At 67.5% G+C, this 18,378-nt stretch carries 18 protein-coding genes; 14 read left to right on the forward strand and 4 right to left on the reverse strand.

The window, feature by feature from the left end:
• Positions 1-162 precede the first annotated feature (162 nt).
• From ACZL02_RS18995 to ACZL02_RS19055, 13 genes are all read left to right on the forward strand, one after another.
• Positions 163-489, forward strand: a complete 327-nt coding sequence (locus ACZL02_RS18995) for a hypothetical protein (protein ID WP_472940457.1) — start codon at positions 163-165, stop codon at positions 487-489.
• A 296-nt stretch (positions 490-785) separates the two neighbouring features.
• Positions 786-1,667, forward strand: a complete 882-nt coding sequence (locus tag ACZL02_RS19000; RefSeq protein ID WP_472940458.1) for a helix-turn-helix domain-containing protein — start codon at positions 786-788, stop codon at positions 1,665-1,667.
• Between the two features lie 96 nt (positions 1,668-1,763).
• Positions 1,764-2,681, forward strand: coding sequence for an ABC transporter substrate-binding protein (locus tag ACZL02_RS19005; RefSeq protein WP_472940459.1), 918 nt, complete (start codon positions 1,764-1,766; stop codon positions 2,679-2,681).
• A gap of 56 nt (positions 2,682-2,737) precedes the next feature.
• Positions 2,738-4,240 (forward strand): sugar ABC transporter ATP-binding protein, encoded by a 1,503-nt coding sequence (locus ACZL02_RS19010; protein ID WP_472940460.1) that lies wholly within the window; start codon positions 2,738-2,740, stop codon positions 4,238-4,240.
• Positions 4,230-5,204 (forward strand): ABC transporter permease, encoded by a 975-nt coding sequence (locus ACZL02_RS19015; protein ID WP_472940461.1) that lies wholly within the window; start codon positions 4,230-4,232, stop codon positions 5,202-5,204. Before ACZL02_RS19010 ends, ACZL02_RS19015 begins: the two co-directional genes overlap by 11 nt.
• A 38-nt stretch (positions 5,205-5,242) precedes the next feature.
• The gene (locus ACZL02_RS19020; RefSeq protein WP_472940462.1) at positions 5,243-5,974 is read left to right on the forward strand and encodes an SDR family oxidoreductase; all 732 of its coding nucleotides are present in this window, start codon (positions 5,243-5,245) and stop codon (positions 5,972-5,974) included.
• Positions 5,975-6,054: 80 nt separating this feature from the next.
• Entirely contained in the window at positions 6,055-6,780 is a 726-nt protein-coding gene (locus ACZL02_RS19025; protein ID WP_472934818.1) for an SDR family oxidoreductase, read from the forward strand.
• 358 nt (positions 6,781-7,138) lie between these two features.
• Entirely contained in the window at positions 7,139-8,125 is a 987-nt protein-coding gene (locus tag ACZL02_RS19030; protein ID WP_472940463.1) for a sugar phosphate isomerase/epimerase family protein, read from the forward strand.
• A 53-nt stretch (positions 8,126-8,178) separates the two neighbouring features.
• Complete coding sequence (locus ACZL02_RS19035; RefSeq protein ID WP_472940464.1) at positions 8,179-9,234, forward strand: sugar ABC transporter substrate-binding protein; 1,056 nt, start codon at positions 8,179-8,181, stop codon at positions 9,232-9,234.
• 72 nt (positions 9,235-9,306) lie between these two features.
• The gene (locus ACZL02_RS19040; RefSeq protein WP_472940465.1) at positions 9,307-10,836 is read left to right on the forward strand and encodes a sugar ABC transporter ATP-binding protein; all 1,530 of its coding nucleotides are present in this window, start codon (positions 9,307-9,309) and stop codon (positions 10,834-10,836) included.
• A 3-nt stretch (positions 10,837-10,839) separates the two neighbouring features.
• Positions 10,840-11,814, forward strand: coding sequence for an ABC transporter permease (locus ACZL02_RS19045; protein WP_472940466.1), 975 nt, complete (start codon positions 10,840-10,842; stop codon positions 11,812-11,814).
• A complete protein-coding gene (locus tag ACZL02_RS19050) occupies positions 11,811-12,677 on the forward strand; it encodes a MurR/RpiR family transcriptional regulator (protein ID WP_472934823.1) in 867 nt (288 codons plus the stop codon). The genes ACZL02_RS19045 and ACZL02_RS19050 overlap by 4 nt, the downstream gene beginning before the upstream one ends.
• Entirely contained in the window at positions 12,674-13,555 is an 882-nt protein-coding gene (locus ACZL02_RS19055; RefSeq protein ID WP_472940467.1) for a PfkB family carbohydrate kinase, read from the forward strand. The genes ACZL02_RS19050 and ACZL02_RS19055 overlap by 4 nt, the downstream gene beginning before the upstream one ends.
• A gap of 60 nt (positions 13,556-13,615) precedes the next feature.
• Here ACZL02_RS19055 and ACZL02_RS19060 read toward each other — a convergent pair whose 3' ends face one another.
• The 4 genes from ACZL02_RS19060 to ACZL02_RS19075 all read right to left on the reverse strand — a co-directional run bounded on the left by ACZL02_RS19060 (position 13,616) and on the right by ACZL02_RS19075 (position 17,498).
• Positions 13,616-14,410 carry an SDR family NAD(P)-dependent oxidoreductase gene (locus tag ACZL02_RS19060; RefSeq protein ID WP_472940468.1) on the reverse strand — a complete coding sequence of 265 codons (795 nt, stop codon included), beginning with the start codon at positions 14,408-14,410 and terminating at the stop codon, positions 13,616-13,618.
• Between the two features lie 294 nt (positions 14,411-14,704).
• Complete coding sequence (locus tag ACZL02_RS19065; RefSeq protein WP_472940469.1) at positions 14,705-15,082, reverse strand: hypothetical protein; 378 nt, start codon at positions 15,080-15,082, stop codon at positions 14,705-14,707.
• 60 nt (positions 15,083-15,142) lie between these two features.
• A complete protein-coding gene (locus ACZL02_RS19070; protein WP_472940470.1) occupies positions 15,143-16,459 on the reverse strand; it encodes an aspartate aminotransferase family protein in 1,317 nt (438 codons plus the stop codon).
• A gap of 4 nt (positions 16,460-16,463) precedes the next feature.
• Positions 16,464-17,498, reverse strand: coding sequence for a phosphotransferase (locus tag ACZL02_RS19075; RefSeq protein ID WP_472940471.1), 1,035 nt, complete (start codon positions 17,496-17,498; stop codon positions 16,464-16,466).
• Positions 17,499-17,638: 140 nt separating this feature from the next.
• On the opposite strand from ACZL02_RS19075, the gene ACZL02_RS19080 reads away from it, so the two are divergent.
• The gene (locus ACZL02_RS19080; protein WP_472940472.1) at positions 17,639-18,316 is read left to right on the forward strand and encodes a GntR family transcriptional regulator; all 678 of its coding nucleotides are present in this window, start codon (positions 17,639-17,641) and stop codon (positions 18,314-18,316) included.
• The last annotated feature ends 62 nt before the right edge of the window (positions 18,317-18,378 follow it).

The following is an 18,378-nucleotide window of genomic DNA, read 5'->3' on the forward strand; positions in this document are numbered from 1 at the left end:
GACGTCAGCGCGGCGTGCACACGGCAGGGCGCGTCCCGATGGTGACGCTCCGCTGACGCCTGCCAGCTTGACCCCGTCCGCGGGTTCGGCCCATCACTCCCGCTGGAACAGGATGACAGGACCCGATGCCGCGCGCGCGGCAGGTCGGGCGGGAGTTGAGACATGGCACGAAAGATCCGCGACGCGAGCTGGCTCGAAGACGAGGCGGCCGCCGCCGCGCCGGCGGAGCCCTGCTGGCTCTGCGGGCGGCCGCTGGGCAAGACCGTCGACCGCTTCCACCCGATCCCGAAGAGCCGCGGCGGGCGCGACACCGTCCCCGTCCACCCGATCTGCCGGGAAACCATCGACGCTAATTTTTCGGCGAGCGAACTCGTCCGCCACGCCGAGAGCGGCACGCCGCTGACGGACAACGAGACCGTCGCCCGCTTCGTCAAATGGGTCGCCGGCAAGGCTCCGGACTTCCATTCCTCGACCAAGACCGGACGCTGAAGCCGCTCGCCCGGCGTTCGCCGGAGCTGTCTTGCGACGAGCGTTCGGACGCGCTGGACCGAGGGCGCGGTGCTCTTCGGAAGACATCGCCAGCCCTTCCGTCCTGCCGAGCGGGCACGTCCTGCTGAAATTTTGATGCCGGACGGCTAAAAAAGTATCAGGCTTAACGGCGTGGGAATGTAGCGGAACGCCGCCGTCCGCCCTTATCCTCTTCACATGCAGGTCGCACGGAACTTGGTTGAGGAGCCAGGGTCCGTCCTCCCGAAAGGGGCGACACGCTGGGGAGGACATCAACGATGCAGCCGGACCTTGAGCTGGTTCATATTCGCAAGGGCGAGTCCTTTGCGGCATGGGCGCACGGCTATCCGTTTCGGACGGTACGCTGGCACTACCATCCGGAATACGAGATCCACCTGGTCGTGGAGACCTCCGGGCAGTATTGCATCGGCGATTTCGCCGGTGAATTTTCACCGGGTCAGCTGATCATGACCGGTCCCAATCTGCCGCAGAACTGGATCAGCGACGTGGCCGAGGGCGACACCGTTCCCGTCCGGTCGATCGTCATCCAGTTTCCCGAAGAGTTCATCGAGGCGTCGTCAGCGGCGATCGCCGAGCTCCAAGCGCTGCGTCCGCTGCTGGTGCGCAGCCGCCGCGGCCTGCTCTTCGACCGGGCGACCAGCGCCATCGTCTACCCGCTGATGCAGCAGTTGATCGACGCGCAGGGGCTGCGCCGGATCGCGCTTTTCTGGGACATCCTCGGCCATCTCGCGGCCGGGGAGCACGAGGTGCTCGCCAGCCTCAGCTTCGAGCCGAACCTCACGCAAACCAAGGACAGCGGGATCAACCGGGCCATCGCCCATCTGCGCGAGCACCTGACGCAGCCGGTCCAGGAGGCCGAGCTGGCGGACATGGTCGGGCAGAGCACGAGCGTCTTCTCCCGCTCCTTCAAGCGGCATACCGGCACGACCCTCGTCCGGTACCGCAACCAGCTGCGCATCGATCTGGCCTGCCAGATGCTGCTGACGGAGCCGGGCACCAAGGTCGCCGGCATCTGCTACGAGGTCGGGTTCTCCAACCTGTCCAACTTCAACCGATACTTCCTAAAGCTGAAAGGCATGTCGCCTTCGCAATTTCGCGCGACGTTCGCCGCCAACCGCGAACACGTCGTCGCCGACTGAAGAATCCTGCCGCTCGACGAGGGGCAGTCACATCCGGCAGTCGCGACTGCGCGGACATCTGCGGAAGAGATCCGCGTTCTACCCGGGAGGAATACCATGCTGAAGTCGACCCTATTCGCCGTCTCGATGGCGGCGCTCGCCGCCACCACCGCCATGCCCGCAGCCGCCCAGGATGCCAAGCTGAAGATCGGCATGACGTTCCAGGAGCTGAACAACCCGTATTTCGTCTCGATGCAGGAGGCCCTCAAGGAGGCCGCCGCGTCGCTCGGCGCCGAGGTCGTGGTAACCGATGCCGGCCATGACGTGACCAAGCAGATTTCCGACGTCGAGGACATGCTGCAGCAGGGCATCGACATCCTGCTCCTCAACCCGACCGACAGCGCCGGCGTCGAGGCCGCCGTCCAGGCTGCCAAGGCCCAGGGCGTCATCGTCGTCGCCGTCGATGCCAACGCCAACGGGCCGGTCGACACCTTCGTCGGCTCCAAGAACCGCGATGCCGGCTACAAGTCGTGCAAGTATCTGGCCGACGCGCTCGGCGGCAAGGGCGAGGTCGCCATCCTCGACGGCATCGCCGTCGTGCCGATCCTGCAGCGGGTCGAAGGCTGCAAGGCGGCGTTCGCGGAGTCGCCCGAGATCAAGCTCGTGACGACGCAGAACGGTCGCCAGGACCGCTCGGTCGCGCTCGGCGTGGTCGAGAACATCCTGCAGTCGCAGCCGAACCTTGCCGGCATTTTCTCGGTCAACGACGGTGGTGCCATGGGTGCGCTCGCCGCCATCCAGGGCTCGGGCCGCGACGTCAAGCTGACCTCGGTCGACGGTGCGCCGGAAGCCGTGAAGGCCATCGCCGACGGCTCGCCGTTCATCGAGACCACCGCCCAGTTCCCGCGCGACCAGGTGCGTGTCGGCCTGGCGATGGCGCTGGCGCAGAAGTGGGGCGCCCGCGTCGTCCCGAAGGAAGTGCCGATCGACGTGATGGTCGTCGACGCGAAGAACGCCAAAGACTTCAGCTGGTAATTCCTTCGGCCCCCGCCCCAGCGGCGGGGGCCTTCCCAATCGCGACAGGAGTTCACATGCTGGAACTGCGAGGGATCAAGAAGAGCTTCGGCCGGATCGAGGTTCTGCACGGGATCGACCTGACGGTGCGCGCCGGCGAGGTGCATGCGCTCTTGGGCGAGAACGGCGCGGGCAAGTCGACGCTGATGAAAATTCTCTGCGGCATCATCAAGCCGAGCGACGGGACGATCGCCATCGACGGCAAGATCCACGCGTTTGCCAATTACGACGAGGCGATCGCGGCCGGGATCGGCATCGTCTTCCAGGAATTCAGCCTGATCCCGCACATGAACGCGGTCGAGAACATCTTTCTCGCGCGCGAGATCCGCGGACCGATGCGGCTGCTCGACCGCAAGGCGATGCGCCGGCGGGCTGCCGAGATCATGCAGCGGCTGGGTGTCGACGTGCCGCTGGACGTCCCGGTCAAACGCCTGTCGGTCGCCCAGCAGCAGTTCGTCGAGATCGCTAAGGCGCTGTCGCTCGACGCGCGCATCCTGGTGCTGGACGAGCCGACGGCGACGCTGACGCCGAGCGAGGTCGAGCATCTCTTCAAGGTCATGCGCGAGCTGAGGCGCCAGGGCGTCGCCGTGGTCTTCATCTCGCATCATCTGGAGGAGATCTTCGAGATCTGCGACCGCATCACGGTCCTGCGCGATGGCAACTATGTCGCCGACTGCGATGTCTCGGAGATCAACAACGACCGGCTGGTGGAGATGATGGTCGGCCGCAAGCTGGAGACCAATTTCCCACCCAAGCCGCCGCGCGATCCTCAGGCGCCGGTGGTCATCGACGTCGAGGCGATCCAGCTGAAGAAGAACGGGCCGTCCTCGCGCTTCCAGTTGCGCCAGGGCGAGATCCTCGGCTTTGCCGGCCTCGTCGGGTCCGGGCGGACCGAGACGGTGCTCGCCATGCTCGGCGCCCATCCGGCGTCCCGCCGGCAGATGAAGGTCGACGGGCGCGAAACCCGGCTGTCGGGGCCGGACGACGCGCTCGCGCAAGGCATCGGCCTGTTGCCGGAGAGCCGCAAGGAACAGGGGCTCATCACCCGGTTCTCGATTCTCCAGAACGTCTCTTTGAACAATTACGGCAAGTACCGCAGCCTCGGCTGGTTCATCGACGCCAAGAAGGAGCAGGCCAGCACCGAGACGGCGATGGCGCAGGTGCAGGTCAAGGCGCAAGGCCCGCATGCGCGGGTCGACACGCTGTCGGGCGGCAACCAGCAGAAGGTGGTCATCGCCCGCTGGCTGAACCACCAGATGCGCGTCCTGATCTTCGACGAGCCGACGCGCGGCATCGACGTCGGGGCCAAGGCTGAAATCTACGCGCTGATGCGCGCATTCACCGCGCGGGGGCACGCGATCATCATGATCTCGTCCGAGCTGCCCGAGGTGATCGGGATGTCCGACCGCGTCTGTGTCTTCCGATCCGGGGCGGTCGTCGCGACCGTCGAGGGCAAGGATATCAGCGCGGAACGGATCATGACTTTTGCGACGACCGGGAGGGCAGAACATGTCGCTTGATGCAACAGTGACCGAGCGCAAGGACCGCATGGCGGGCGTCGGGCGGATCCTGCGATCCGAGCTGACCTTGCCGCTGGTCGGCCTCGTCGTCGTGTCCTGCCTGATGGGGCTCGCCAGCGACAACTTCTTCACCGTCAGCAACATCTTCAACGTGTTGCGCCAGGTCTCGATCGTTGGGATCCTGGCGGTGGGCATGACCTTCGTCATCCTCACCGGCGGCATCGATCTTTCCGTTGGCGCGGTGATGGCGCTCGTCGGCACCGTCACGGCGGGGCTGATCGTCAATTCCGGTCTGCCTGCCGGCCTCGCGTTGGTCGTCGCGATCGGCCTCGGCATCGCCATCGGCCTGGCCAACGGCGTGCTGGTTGCCTGGGGCCGCATGCCGGCGATCATCGTCACGCTCGCCACCATGGGCATGTCGCGCGGTCTCGCCCTGATCTATTCCGGCGGCTATCCGATCAGCGGCTTGCCCAGCTGGATCTCCTGGTTCGGCGTCGGCCGTGTCGGCATCGTGCCGGTCCCGGTGCTCATCATGCTGGCGATCTACGCCGTCGCCTGGGTCCTCCTGCAGCGCACCGCCTTCGGCCGGCATGTCTATGCCCTCGGCGGCAACGAGCTGGCAGCCCAGCTCTCCGGCGTGAAGACCCGGCGGGTGAAGCTCGCGGTCTACGGCATATCCGGCCTGACCTCGGCGCTCGCCGCGGTGATCCTGTCCGGCCGCCTGATGAGCGGGCAGCCCAATGCCGGCGTCGGCTTCGAACTCGACGCCATCGCCGCGGTGGTGCTCGGCGGCACGGCGATCGCCGGCGGCCGCGGTCTGATCATCGGCACCCTCATCGGCGCCGTCCTTCTCGGCATCCTCAACAACGGCCTGAACCTTGTGGGGATCAACCCGTATCTGCAGGACGTCATCAAGGGCGGCATCATCCTCATCGCCATCTACATCGGCCGCGAGTGGCGCTGACCGCCGGCCGCATCGAACCCCCGAAAATGGAGCACGGCATGTCTGAATCCCTCAACGGCAAGATCGCCGTCATCACCGGCGCGGCGTCCGGCATCGGCCTCGCCACCGCCGAGCTTCTCCTCGAGAAGGGCGCGACCGTGGTGATGGTCGACTGGAACGAGAAGAGCCTCGCCGAAATCACCGCGCGGCTCGGCGACAAGGCCATCCCGCAGGTGACGAACCTCCTGGACGCCGACAGCTGCTCCGCGATGGTCCCGGAGATCCTCGCCAAGGTCGATCACATCGACATCCTCTACTGCAATGCCGGCACCTATATCGGCGGCGACCTCACCGAGACGACGCCCGAGGCCATCGACAAGATGCTGAACCTCAACGTCAACGCCGTCATCAAGAACGTCCACGCCGTCGCGCCGCACATGATCGAGCGCAAGACCGGCGACATCATCGTCACCTGCTCGGTCGCGGGCCACTACCCGACCTATTGGGAGCCGGTCTACGCCTCCTCGAAATGGGCGATCAATTGCTTCGTCCAGACCATGCGCCGGCAGATGATCCCGCATGGCGTGCGCGTCGGCCAGGTCTCGCCGGGTCCCGTCGTCTCGGCGCTGCTGGCCGACTGGCCGGAGGAGAATCTGCGCAAGGCCAAGGAGTCCGGCAGCCTGATCGATCCGAGCGAGGTCGCCGATGCCGTCGCGTACATGCTGACCCGCAAGCGCACCGTCACCATTCGCGACATGATTGTCCTGCCGACCAACTTCGACCGCGTCTGAAGCCACCATCGCCTCCCGCGGGCCTGTGCCACAGCACGGCAGCCCCGCGGGAGGCACGTTCGCCAATCGAAAGGATCACCATGCAGTTCGCCGGCAAGAGCGTCATCATCACCGGGGCCGGCAAGGGCATCGGCCGGGCCTGCGCCGAGCTGATGGCGGCCCGCGGCGCGAGCGTCGTGGCGCTCGGCCGAACCGCCGCCGACCTCGACCGCCTGGCGGCGGACATCGGCGCGCGGACGATCCTCGTCGATCTCGCCGACACGGCCGCCACACGGGCCGCGATGACGGAAGCGGGGCCTTGCGATTATCTCATCAACAGCGCCGGGATCAACGTCCTCGAGAGCGTGCTGGAGATGACCGACGAAGGCTTCGACGCGGTCGTCGGGATCAACCTGCGCGCGGCGCTCGTCACCAGCCAGGCCTTCGCCAAGGCGCGCATTGCCGCCGGCGGGGGAGGGGCGATCGTCAACATCACCTCGATCGCCGGCCACCGCGGCTTCCAGGACCATCTCGCCTATGCCGCCTCGAAGGCGGGGCTCGAGGGCGCGACGCGGGTGCTGGCCAAGGAGCTCGGCCCGCACGGCATCCGCGTCAACGCCGTGGCGCCGACCATCACGCTGACCGAACTCGCGCTCGCCGCCTGGAGCGACGAGGTCAAGAGCGCGCCGATGAAGGTGCGCCATCCCCTCAACCGCTTCGCCGAAGCCGAGGAGGTCGCCTCCGCGATCGCCATGCTCCTGTCGGACGACAGCCGCATGGTGTCCGGCGTCGTCCTGCCGATCGACGGCGGATTCCTCGCCGTCTGATCAGTCGCGGTACCCGATGCAATGGGGATGGCCGTTGGTTCGGCCGTCCCAACACTCCCTCGCTCGGCCATCAACACCTGGCAAGCCGGCGTCCGGCAAAGCCTGACGTCGCACGAGGCTCCGTCCCGCCGCGACGCCCGGCTTGCGGTCCGCGCGGTTTTGACCGGGCTCGACCCCGTTTCGAACTTTTTCCCCTGGAAAAGATATCGCCAGCACCTGCCGTGAGAACCGCCGCGCGCGGTTGTCCGGCCGCGCGAAGCCGTGGCCGATCGCGCCGGCCTGCAACGCACTGACTTGACAACTTCACAAGTATACTAGATTTTGTGTTGAACAACACGAACGGACTTGGACGGTTTCGATGTCAATCATGCGCTTCGCCACACGGCTCAACTCCTTTGCCTCGTCGCAGCACACCTACTGGCCCGACCTCAAGGGCAAGCCCAGCATGCTGCAGATGGCCGAGCGTGCTGCAACGGCAAAGGGTCTGACGGACCTCGACCTCAACTATCCCGATCATGTCTCGGAAGACCCGATTGCGGTCGGCCGGCGGATCGGCGACATCGGTCTCGCCGTCAACGGCTTGGCCATGCGCTACTACACCAATCCCGCCTACAAGCTCGGCGCCTTCACAAATCCGGACGAAGCTGTGAGGCGCGAGGCGATCGACCTTACCAAGCGCGGCATCGACGCTGCCCGCGCGATGGGTTCGAACCTGATGACCATCTGGCTCGGCCAGGACGGCTTCGACTATAATTTCCAGGTCGACTACGCCCAGGTCTGGGCCTGGGAGGTCGAGGGTATCCGCGAGGTTGCCGCGCATGATCCCGAGTGCATGATCTCGATCGAGTACAAGCCGAACGAGCCGCGCTCCTACAGCCTGCTGCCGGATGCGGCGACGACGCTCCTCGCCATCCAGGAAGCCGGCTCGCCCAACCTCGGCGTCACGCTCGACTTCGCCCACGTGCTCTATGCCGACGAGCAGCCGGCGTTTGCCGCCGCGCTGATCCACCGCAAGAGCCGCCTGCTCGGCGTCCACCTCAACGACGGCTACGCCAAGCGCGACGACGGCCTGATGGTCGGCGCGGTGCACCTGCGCGCGACGCTCGAGTTGCTGCGCCAGATCCGCCGCGACGGCTATGACGGCGCGCTCTACTTCGACACCTTCCCCGATGCGAGCGGCCTCGACCCGGTCGCGGAGTGCGAGGTGAACATCGCCACCGTCAACCGGCTGCTCGCCGTCGCCGACAGCCTGGAGGGCGACAACCGTCTCGGCGACGCGCTGGCCCGGCAGGACGCCGTCGCCAGTCAGGCGATCGTCAACGCAGCGCTGATCGGCGCCGCCTGAACCCATCGCGAACCGGACCGCGGGAGTGTCCGGGAATATCTGTGGAGGATAGAATGACCTTTCGTATCAAGGCGCTCGTCGCCGCGTGCACGCTGTCGCTGCTGGCCGGTTCGGCCTTCGCGCAGGAACTGGCCCCGCTGAACTCGGACACCGAGACGGACCGGATTTCCTGGTCCGAGCTCCAGGCGAAGTTCGGCGACCTTCCGGCCGTTGCCGAGGGCACCAAGGTCGGCGGCGTGTCGAAGACGCTGACCAATGAATACTGGCGCACCCTCGGCGAGGGTTATGCGGCGTTCGCGGCAAAGCACAATGTCGAGGTCGCCTACCAGGCGGCATCGAGCGAGGGCGACCAGCTCGGCCAGCTCTCGATCGCCGAGACGCTGCTGGCGCAGGGCTTCAGCGCGCTGCTGTTCTCGCCGCAGACCGACAACAACCTGCAGCCGGCGCTGGAAGCTGCAGAGCAGCAGGGCGTGCCGGTGGTCAACGTCAACGACGCCGTCATCCCCGGCGCCCGCCACTATGTCGGCAACGTCCAGCAGGACAACGGCGTGCGGGTCGCGCAGTGGTTCATCGACAACCGGCCTCAAGGCGGCAAGGTCGCGGTCATCGAAGGCCAGGCCGGTGTCTTCGCCGCGGGCCAGCGCACCAAGGGCTTCACCGAGACGGTGACGAAGGACGGCAAGTTCACCGTCGTCGCCAGCGTTCCCGGCAACTGGGATCGCCAGGTCGCCTACGACGCCGCCGCCACCATCCTGCAGCAGAACCCGGACCTCCTCGGCTTCTACGCCAACAATGACGGCATGGCGCTCGGCGTCGTCGAGGCGGTCAAGGCCGCCGGCCTGTCGGACAAGGTCGTGGTGTTCGGCACCGACGGCATCTCCGACGCCTATGCCTCGATCCGCGCCGGCGAGCTGACCGGCACGGTCGACAGCTTCCCGATGCTGACCGGCGAGGTCGCGATGGAGACGGCACTCCGTCTCGTCGGCAAGCAGGCCCTGCCGCGCGTCGTCACGACGCCGCAGGCGCTGATCACCAAGGACAACGTCGAGACCTTCGCCGTGAAGGGCGACGCGCTCCGCAAGGTGCTGCTGGCCGCTCCGGCCAAGTAAGCCAAAGGCACCCGGGCCCCGCGCGACGCGGAAGGCCCGGGTTCCGTCAACTGCGGTCGGGAGGGCCAGGAGATGACCAGCGAACGTTTGCTGCTATCCAATGTCGGCAAGAGTTTCGGCGCGATCCGTGCACTCGACGGCGTCACCATGTCGGTGCCGCGGGGCACGGTGCATGGCCTGCTTGGCGAGAATGGGGCGGGCAAGTCCACCCTGTTGCGCATTCTCTCCGGCATCTTCGATCCCTCCGAGGGCCATGTCGAGATCGACGGCGTCAAGGTCGCGGGGCGCGGCCCCGTCGGCGCCCGGCAGGCCGGGATCGCGATGATCCACCAGGAACTGCAGCACGTCGCCGAGCTGACGGTGGCGCAGAACATGTTTCTCGGTCGGCCGCTGAAGAAGGCTGGTGGTCTCCTCGTCGACTGGGCCGCGCAGGAGCGTGCCGCCGCCGAGGCGTTGCGCTCGCTCGATCCGGGGATCGATCCCTCGGTGCCGATCCGCACCCTGAAGGTCGCGCAGCGCCAGATCGTCGAGATCGCCCGCGCCGTGATGGAGGACGCCAAGGTCATCGCGATGGACGAGCCGACGTCGAGCCTGACGCCGGCCGAGTTCGACCGCCTCGCCGTCCTGATCCGCCAGCTCGCCGCCCGCGGCGTCACCGTGATCTACGTCTCGCACAAGATGGACGAGGTCTTCACCGTCTGCCAGACGGCGACGATCCTGCGCGATGGCCGCAAGGTCGACGACGTGGTTCTCGCCGAAACCACCGAGGCCGGCGTGATCTCGCGGATGGTCGGGCGCGAGCTCGCCCAGGCCGAGCACAAGGGGTTCGCGACGTCCGACGTCATCCTCGACGTCCGCAACCTGTCGCGCGGCACGGCGGTGCAGGATGCGAGCTTCCGGCTCCACAGGGGCGAGGTGCTCGGCGTTTCCGGGCTCGTCGGCGCAGGGCGGACGGAGCTGCTGCGCCTCGTCGCCGGCGTCGACAAGCCGACATCCGGCGAGATCGAGGTCAAGGGCAAGCGCCTGAAGCTCGGCAACCCGCGCACCGCGATCGCTGCCGGCCTCGGGCTGCTGCCGGAGGAGCGCAAGCGCGACGGCATCGTCGCCCGCCGCTCGATCCGCGCCAATATCGGCCTCTCCTCGATGCGCCGGTTCTCGCGCTTCGGCTTCGTCCAGCAGCGCGCCCTGAAGCGCGAGAGCGAGAAGCTGATGCGGGAGATGAACCTCCGCCCGCTGATGATCGAGCGGCCGATCGGCCAGTTCAGCGGCGGCAACCAGCAGAAGGCGATCATCGGCCGCTGGATCGCCGCCGGTGCCGAGATCCTCCTGTTCGACGAGCCGACCCGCGGCATCGACGTCGGCGCCAAGGCCGAGATCTACGCGCTGATCGAGCGGCTTGCCGCCGAGGGTCGCGCCGTCATCGTCGTCTCCTCCGAGCTGCCCGAGGTGCTGCGCGTCTCCGACCGCGTCCTCGTCATGCGCGAGGGGCGGATCGCCGCCACCATCGAGCGCGCCGACCTCACGGAAGAAGCGATCGTCGCGCACGCCATTCCACAATCCAACGACGCTGCGAGCCCCGTCTCGTCGCTCCGGGAGCACTGACCGATGTCCACCACCGACACTCTCGCCCCCGCCGCCCCGCGCCGCCGCTTCCTCAACTTCGGCCTGCGCGATGCCGGCACGCTGTTCGGCCTCGTCGTCATCGTCGTCGTCTTCTCGGTGCTGACGCCGAACTTCCTGACCGAGCGAAACCTCGTCAACATCCTGCAGCAGTCCTCGATCAACGCCTGCGTGGCGCTCGGCATGACGCTGGTGATCATCGCCGGCGGCATCGATCTTTCCGTCGGGCCGACGGCTGCGATGTCGGCGGTCGTCGCCGCCGCGCTGATGCTGGCGGGCGTCCCCATCGCGCTCGCCATCCCCGCGGCCATCCTGTTCGGCGCGGCGGCCGGCGCCATCAACGGCATGCTGGTCTCGTTCGGCGGCCTGCAGCCGTTCATCGTGACGCTCGGCACGCTGTCGCTCTACCGCGCCATCGCGCTGATCTATACTGGCGGCAACCCGATCTTCGGCATTCCGCCGGAGTTCCGCGCGCTGTTCAACGCCAGCGTCTACGGCATCCCCAACCCGGTGATCATCGTCGCCATCCTGGCGCTGGCGGTCTGGATCGTCCTCAACAAGACGCCGCTCGGTGAATATTTCCTCGCCGTCGGCGGCAATGAGGAAGCCTCGCACATCGCCGGCGTGCCGGTGGCGATGACCAAGATCGCGAGCTACACCATCTCCGGCGCGCTCGCCGCGGTCGCCGCGCTGATCCTCGTCGGCCGCCTCGGCGCCGCCGATCCCACCATGGGCAACCTCTGGGAACTCGATGCCATCGCGGCCGCGGCGATCGGTGGCGCCTCGCTGATGGGCGGCAAGGGATCGATCGTCGGCACGCTGCTCGGCGCGATCATTCTCGGGTCCTTGCGCAACGGTTTGACGCTTCTGAATGTGCAGGCGTTCTACCAACTGCTCGCCACCGGCATTATCATCCTCGTCGCGATGCTGATCGATCGCGCGACGCGGGGGCGGGGATGAACATTTCTTACAGCGATCCGAGGACCATCGGGCCGCACATCCGGATGATGATGCCCCACCTGACGCCGCTGGAGGCGCGGGTGGTGGACATGATCCTCGGACGGCGGGATTTCGATGGGGCGACGTCGCTGAAGAGCATCGCCGAGGATGCCGGGGTCTCCGAGGCGATGATCGTCAAGATCGCCAAGAAGCTCGGCTTTACCGGCTTCAAGGACTTTCGCAGCGGCATCACCGACTATAACCGGCTGCCGACCGCCGACCTGCACCAGGAGCTGTCGCCCGACGATACCGGACCGATGATCGCGCAGAAGGTCTTTCGCACCTCGATCCATGCGCTCGAGGAGACGCTGTCGATCCTCGACCCCGTCGCCTTCGAGCGGGCGGCGGACCTCATCCACGGCGCCCGGCAGCGTGATCTCTACGGCATCGGCGGCTCGGCCCAGATCGCCCGCGACGTCGCCCACAAGTTCCTGCGCATCGGCGTTCGCACCAATGTCTTCGACGATGCGCACATGATGCTGATGTCGGCCTCGCTGCTTGGCCCGAACGACGTCGCCATCGCCTTCTCGCATTCGGGCAACACCAATGCGGTGATCGAGCCGCTGGAGCTTGCCCGCCGGCGCGGCGCCCGGACCATCGCGCTCACCAACTATTCCGGCTCGCCGCTCGCGGGGATCGCTGACGTCGTGCTTTGCTCGACGGCGCAGGGCTCACCGCTGCTGGGTGAAAACGCCGCCGCGCGTATCGCCCAGCTCGTGCTGTTCGATGCGGTGTTCGCCGCGGTCGCCCAGCGCGACCTCGCCGCCGCCGAGCAGAACCTTTCCGCCACCATGGGGGCCGTCAAGGCCAAGAGACGCACATGAGCCAGAGCCTTCCCGTCATCGTCGTCGTCGGCAGCCTGCACTACGACATCATGGTCGACGCGCCGGACCGGCCGCGCAAGGGCGAGACGGTGACCGGCACGGCCTGGCGCCCGAAGTTCGGCGGCAAGGGCGGCAACCAGGCCGTCGCCGCCGCACGAGCCGGCGCAGATGTTCGCATGGCCGGCGCCATCGGCGATGACGGGTTCGGCGCGTTCCTCCTGGAAAATCTGCAGGCCGGCGGCGTCGATCCCCGGCACATCGCCAAACTCTCCGCGGTCGGCTCGGGCATGAGCGTCGCGATCTCCGACGCCGAGGGCGACTACGGCGCCGTCATCGTCTCCGGCGCGAACCTTCAGATCTCGCATGACGCTGTTGCGGACCCGGCGCTGTGGGACGGCGCCCGCGCCCTGATCCTGCAGAACGAGGTGCCGGACGCCGTCAACGTCGCGGCCGCGAGAGCCGCGAAAAAGGCGGGCGCGCTGGTCTGCCTCAACGCGGCGCCCGCGCGCGATCTGTCGGAAGACCTCGCCGCCCTCGTCGACGTGCTCGTGGTCAACGCCATCGAGGCCGAGGCGTTTGGCGCCGTCGCGATCGAGGACCTCGCGGGCGCTGCCGCCGCTGCACGGCATCTGTCGCCTCGCTATCGCGTGGTCGTCGTGACGGCGGGCGGCGATGGCGTCGCCGGCCTCGAACGCGGCGGTACCGTCGTCTCGCTGCCGGCGCTGCCGGTGACGCTCGTCAGCACCCACGGCGCCGGCGACGTCTTCGTCGGCGCGCTGGTGGCGGCGCTGGTCGGCGGACAGGGCGACCTTGCCGATCACCTGCACACCGCCAACGCCGCCGCGGCCGCCCACGTCTCCAAACCTGCCGCGGGATAGGCACCGCGGCGAGACGCTAAATACCGGCGACGCGGCCCTGCCTGCCCCTGCGCTTCTCCCTCAGGCGATGGTGTCGACGACGCCGCCATCGACACGCAGCGCCGCGCCGGTCGTGGCGGAGGCCTGCTGTGACGCGACGTAGACGCAGAGGTTGGCGACTTCCTCGACGGTCGCGGCGCGCTGGATGATCGAGGTCGAGCGGTGCACCTTGACGAAATCGGCAGCGACCTCCTCCAGCGGCTTGCCGGATTTTGCGACCTCTCCCGCCAGCATCTCGGCGACGCCCTCCGACAGCGTCGGGCCGGGGAGGATCGCGTTCACCGTCACGCCGGTGCCGGCCATGCGCTTGGCGAGCCCCCGGGATAGGGCGAGGTCGGCGGTCTTGGTCATGCCGTAGTGGATCATCTCGACGGGGATGTTGAGGCCGGATTCCGACGACAGGAAGAGCACGCGGCCCCAGCCCTTCGCCTGCATGCCCGGCAGGTAGGCACGCGACAGGCGCACGCCCGACATGACGTTGACGGCGAAGAAGCGCTCCCACTCGGCGTCGGGCACGTCGAAGAAGTCCTGAGGATTGAAGATGCCGGCATTGTTGACGAGGATGTCGACGTCCGGCAGCGCGGCGACGATGGCGTCGCAGCCCTCGGCGGTCCCGACATCGCCGGAGACGCCGCGGACATCCGCGCCGGACGCCTCGCTCTTCAGTTTCGCCACCGCCGCGTCCGTGCGGCCCTTGTCGCGGCCGTTGAGGACGACGGAGGCGCCGGCCTTCGCGAGGCCGAGCCCGATGGCATAGCCGATGCCGGCGGTGGAGCCGGTGACGAGCGCGGTCTTGCCCGTGAGGTCGATCTTCATGGCGTCTCTCCAGAAATGAGTGTCGGGGTCGATGGCATCCGCCATCGCTTTTCTGCCGGTGTCGGCTGGATACAGGTGGTGGCTGCTGGCGCTCATCGTCAGGCGCTGCGCCGGCGCAGTCGGTGCGGCCAGACGCCGATCCGAAGCGACAACCGAAGAGAACGTGTCGGCGCTTTGGACTCAATGCTAGATGCGCCAGCGCGCCGCATTATTCGCGTCTGGAAGTAACTGGCCTCGAACGGCGTTCCGGGAAGGGCGCCCATCCCGGCGACGCCTCAGCGTTTCAAGCGGTCATCATCGATCCGTCCGAATTATTGGTCCGGCAGGGGCCTCATCGACTTCCTCGCCGAGCAACGTCCGGTGGCCGGATGCTTCGGGACGGGACTCCGCCGGCGCGGCCACGCACGGCGTGACGCGAAAATGAAGAATGAAGTCGATCACTCTCTCCGGCGACATCTCGCACGGTTTCAGAAGAGTGCGGTCCTTCAGCCGGTAGAGATTGCCGCTGACGTGGGGTCCGCCGCCGAGGTCTTCCCCGAAAAGCCAGCTCCGTCGGCCGTCCGCGGAGGAGCGCACCGTCAGCCCGTAGCGGCGACCGCGATAGTTGCCTTCGCTGTAGCCGATGGGAAGGCGGTGGAACCGGGCGAGCAAGGACGCGTCGACATCGGGCATGGCAGGTTTATCTGGCGATGCGCCCGGCCTCTGGAAAGGGGGGAGGGCGCAGGCAGACGGTCACATCGCCTGCAGCGTATCCCGCATCGCGGCGATGAGGGTGTCGGCGTTGTCGCGCGAGAAGACCAGGGGCGGACGGATCTTCAGGACGTTGGCGTGGGGGCCGGAGGCCGAGATCAGCACGCGCCGCGCGCGCAGGCCGTTGACCAGCCGTGTGGTGACGGCGGCATCGGGCGTCTTCGCCTCGGGATCTGAGACCATCTCGACGCCGATGAACAGGCCGGCGCCGCGGACGTCGCCGATCGCGGGGTAGTCTTTCGCCAGTGCCAAAAGGCCTTCGCGGAGATAGGCGCCGACCGTCCGGGCGTTCTCCTGCAGGCGCTCGTTCGCCAGCGCGTCGAGGACCGCGATGCCGGCGGACGCGGCGACCGGGTTGCCGCCGAAGGTGTTGAAGTAGCGGCTGCGCTTGCCGAATTCGGCGATCACCTCCGGCTTTACCACGAGGCCGGCCATGGGGTAGCCGTTGCCCATCGGCTTGCCGAGCGTGACCATGTCGGGCTCGACGCCGTGGCGCTCGAAGCCCCACATCGTGTCGCCGGTGCGCCCGAAGCCCGGCTGCACCTCATCGGCGACGAACAGCCCACCAGCGCGGCGGATCGCCTCGACCGCCGGCGCGAGGAACCCCTTCGGCTCCGGGATGACGCCGTCGCTGGAGAAGATGGTGTCGACGATGAGGAGTGCCGGCTGGATGCCATGGCGTCTCAGGTCGTCGATCGCGCGCTGCACGTCGCGGCCGAAGCGCTCGCGCGCCTCGTCCGGCGACTGGCGGTAGGGATCGGGGGGCGCGACCGTGCGCACGTGGGCCCCAAGCGCGACGGACTCGCCGAGCGAGGGGGAGAACTCGGCAACGGTCGCGGTCACGCCGTGATAGGCGAGGCTGGTGACGATGATGCCGGTGCCGCCGGTAACGGAGCGCGCCACCCGCACGGCGAGGTCGTTCGCCTCGCTGCCGGTGCAGGTCAGCATCACCTGGCTGAGATAGGCCGGAAACGTTGCCGCCAGCCGCTCGGCATAGTCGACCACGTTGTCGTGGAGGTAGCGGGTGTGGGTATTGAGAATGGCGGTCTGGCGAGTGATCGCCTCGACGACGCCGGGATGGCAATGGCCGAGCGAGGCGACGTTGTTGTAGGCGTCGAGATAGGCGTCGCCGGCCTTGTCGTAGAGCCAGACGCCGTCGCCGCGGACGATGTGGATCGGGCGCTCGTAGAACAGGCGGTAGGCCGGTCCCATGACCTTCTCGCGCCGCTCGATCAGCTTTTGCTCGTCCGGGCTGAGGCGGGCGAAATCGTCTGCGCTGAAAGCATTGACCATCGTCATCGGATTAAGCCTTGCAACTGTCGTGGATGAGGCGGCGAAGGTCGGCGTCCGGGATGGCGGAAAGGCGCTGCAGGCCGCCCCAGGCGGTGCGGTGGTTGCGCAGGATGTAATCGCTTTCCGCCGGGCGAAGGCTCGCCCGCCATTCGGTGATGATCACCGTCATCGCCAGCCGGGCGGCGATGAGGGTCGGCAGGACGTCGATCTCGATCGTCTCCAGCCGCCGCACGGCCGAGAAGCCGCTGAGCAGGGCGGCGAGCTTCTCCGGCCAGTCCTCGCTCCACACCTGGTAGGCGGCCGCCACCGCGAGATCCGCCACCCGCGGTCCGAACACCATGTCGCCGAAGTCGATGATCCCGACGACGTCATCCGGTGCCGCGGGGTCGACGAGGACGTTGTAGGGATTGAAGTCGTTGTGGATCACCTGCGCCGGCAAGTCGCCGAGCACGGGTAGGACGGTTCGGCGGAAGTGGTCGAGGACTGCCTCGACGCCCGGCCGCCGCTCCGGGGCGACGAAGCCGACGAGCGAGGCGAGGTCGGCGAAATGCGAGAGGTCCCAGAGGAGTTTTCCCGCCGGCGGCCGCGCCGTTGCGCCGGCAAGGCCCGCTGATAGGCTGCCGAGCGCCAGCCCCAGCTGGCGGCAAAGCCGGGGATTGGCCGGAGTCGCTCCCAGCAGTTCGCCATCGAGGTAGGTCATCATCCGCAACCGGCGGCTTCCGCCCGGCGTATCCAGGGCGTCGCTCGTCTCGCCACCGAGCGTTCTCACCATCTTCGGCACGGGAACCTGCAGCGCCATGGCTTCCAGGTGCAGCAGCACGTCCGCCTGAAAATCGAGGGCCCGGACGTCCTCGAGGGGATTGGCGATCTTCAGCGTGAAGCGGCCATGCTCGGACGCGATCCGGAAGGTCTCGTCACGTTCGCTGGACAGGCGCTTCGCCTCGCCGGTGACGCCGAAGACCGATGCGGCCAGCGCCTCGACCTCCGCCATCCCGCAGAGTTCCCAGTGGGTGTTGAGGATGTCGTCTTCCGGCGGCTGTTGCATCAGAGGTCCAGCGGGGAGGGTGTCGTATACGGGCGACGGCACGATAGCTTTTTGATGCATCATGCGTCAAGATTGGTGGGGGCTTTGGAAGGGGGGATCGTCGGAATGAGCCAAGACGGGCTGAGGAAGAACGGAAGGTGATGGACGAGTTTCAGCCGATGGACCGGCGCAATCTCTACGAGGGGGTCTACGCGCGGCTGTCGCAGGCGCTGACCGACGGCGTGCTGAAGCCGGATGACAAGCTGCGCATCCGGACCTTGTCCGACCAGCTCGGCGTCAGCGTGACGCCGGTGCGCGACGCGATACTGCGGCTCGTCGAGGCGCATGCACTGGAGTGGCGCGGTCCGAAGGATATCCGGGTGCCGCGCATGACGGCCCACCAGCTGGACGAGGTCCGTTTGATCCGGTTGCGGCTGGAGGGTCTCGCCGCCCGGCTGGCCGCGGACGCCATCGATGCCGCGGGCGTCGCCAAGCTGGCGGGGATCATCGAGGAGAACGAGGCGGCGCGCTCGTCCGGCGATGTCGCCGCAGCGGTGCGGCTCAACCGCGCCTTCCATTTCGGTATCTCGGAGGCAGCCGGCCTGCCGGTGCTGCACGGCATGATCCAGAGCCTCTGGCTGCGCATGGGGCCGCTGATCGCCTCGGTCTACGCCAGCGGCGGCGAGGCGATGATTTCCCATCACTACGACATTCTCGCCGCGATCGAGCGACGGGATGGCGCTGCAGCCGACGCCGCCATCCAGGCCGACATCAACGCGGCCATCGTCTTCTTTCAAAGCGCTGGCGTGCTGTCTGGTAACGGCGACATCCACCGGTAAAGCAAAGCCGCCATCGTCGGACGGAGCCTCCGTCCTCGGACGGCGGCTCGCTGAGAACGGCA

The organism is Mesocryomonas fontinalis (genome assembly GCF_055730125.2).

Excerpts from the sequence above, each read along its gene's own strand:
- ACZL02_RS19075 (WP_472940471.1), bottom strand. The coding sequence starts at position 17,498 with ATGCAACAGCCGCCGGAAGACGACATCCTCAACACCCACTGGGAACTC.
- ACZL02_RS19005 (WP_472940459.1), top strand. The coding sequence starts at position 1,764 with ATGCTGAAGTCGACCCTATTCGCCGTCTCGATGGCGGCGCTCGCCGCC.
- ACZL02_RS19080 (WP_472940472.1), top strand. The coding sequence starts at position 17,639 with ATGGACGAGTTTCAGCCGATGGACCGGCGCAATCTCTACGAGGGGGTC.
- ACZL02_RS19070 (WP_472940470.1), bottom strand. The coding sequence starts at position 16,459 with ATGACGATGGTCAATGCTTTCAGCGCAGACGATTTCGCCCGCCTCAGC.
- ACZL02_RS19050 (WP_472934823.1), top strand. The coding sequence starts at position 11,811 with ATGAACATTTCTTACAGCGATCCGAGGACCATCGGGCCGCACATCCGG.
- ACZL02_RS19060 (WP_472940468.1), bottom strand. The coding sequence starts at position 14,410 with ATGAAGATCGACCTCACGGGCAAGACCGCGCTCGTCACCGGCTCCACC.
- ACZL02_RS19055 (WP_472940467.1), top strand. The coding sequence starts at position 12,674 with ATGAGCCAGAGCCTTCCCGTCATCGTCGTCGTCGGCAGCCTGCACTAC.
- ACZL02_RS19000 (WP_472940458.1), top strand. The coding sequence starts at position 786 with ATGCAGCCGGACCTTGAGCTGGTTCATATTCGCAAGGGCGAGTCCTTT.
- ACZL02_RS19035 (WP_472940464.1), top strand. The coding sequence starts at position 8,179 with ATGACCTTTCGTATCAAGGCGCTCGTCGCCGCGTGCACGCTGTCGCTG.
- ACZL02_RS18995 (WP_472940457.1), top strand. The coding sequence starts at position 163 with ATGGCACGAAAGATCCGCGACGCGAGCTGGCTCGAAGACGAGGCGGCC.
- ACZL02_RS19040 (WP_472940465.1), top strand. The coding sequence starts at position 9,307 with ATGACCAGCGAACGTTTGCTGCTATCCAATGTCGGCAAGAGTTTCGGC.
- ACZL02_RS19020 (WP_472940462.1), top strand. The coding sequence starts at position 5,243 with ATGTCTGAATCCCTCAACGGCAAGATCGCCGTCATCACCGGCGCGGCG.
- ACZL02_RS19025 (WP_472934818.1), top strand. The coding sequence starts at position 6,055 with ATGCAGTTCGCCGGCAAGAGCGTCATCATCACCGGGGCCGGCAAGGGC.
- ACZL02_RS19045 (WP_472940466.1), top strand. The coding sequence starts at position 10,840 with ATGTCCACCACCGACACTCTCGCCCCCGCCGCCCCGCGCCGCCGCTTC.
- ACZL02_RS19010 (WP_472940460.1), top strand. The coding sequence starts at position 2,738 with ATGCTGGAACTGCGAGGGATCAAGAAGAGCTTCGGCCGGATCGAGGTT.
- ACZL02_RS19030 (WP_472940463.1), top strand. The coding sequence starts at position 7,139 with ATGTCAATCATGCGCTTCGCCACACGGCTCAACTCCTTTGCCTCGTCG.
- ACZL02_RS19065 (WP_472940469.1), bottom strand. The coding sequence starts at position 15,082 with ATGCCCGATGTCGACGCGTCCTTGCTCGCCCGGTTCCACCGCCTTCCC.
- ACZL02_RS19015 (WP_472940461.1), top strand. The coding sequence starts at position 4,230 with ATGTCGCTTGATGCAACAGTGACCGAGCGCAAGGACCGCATGGCGGGC.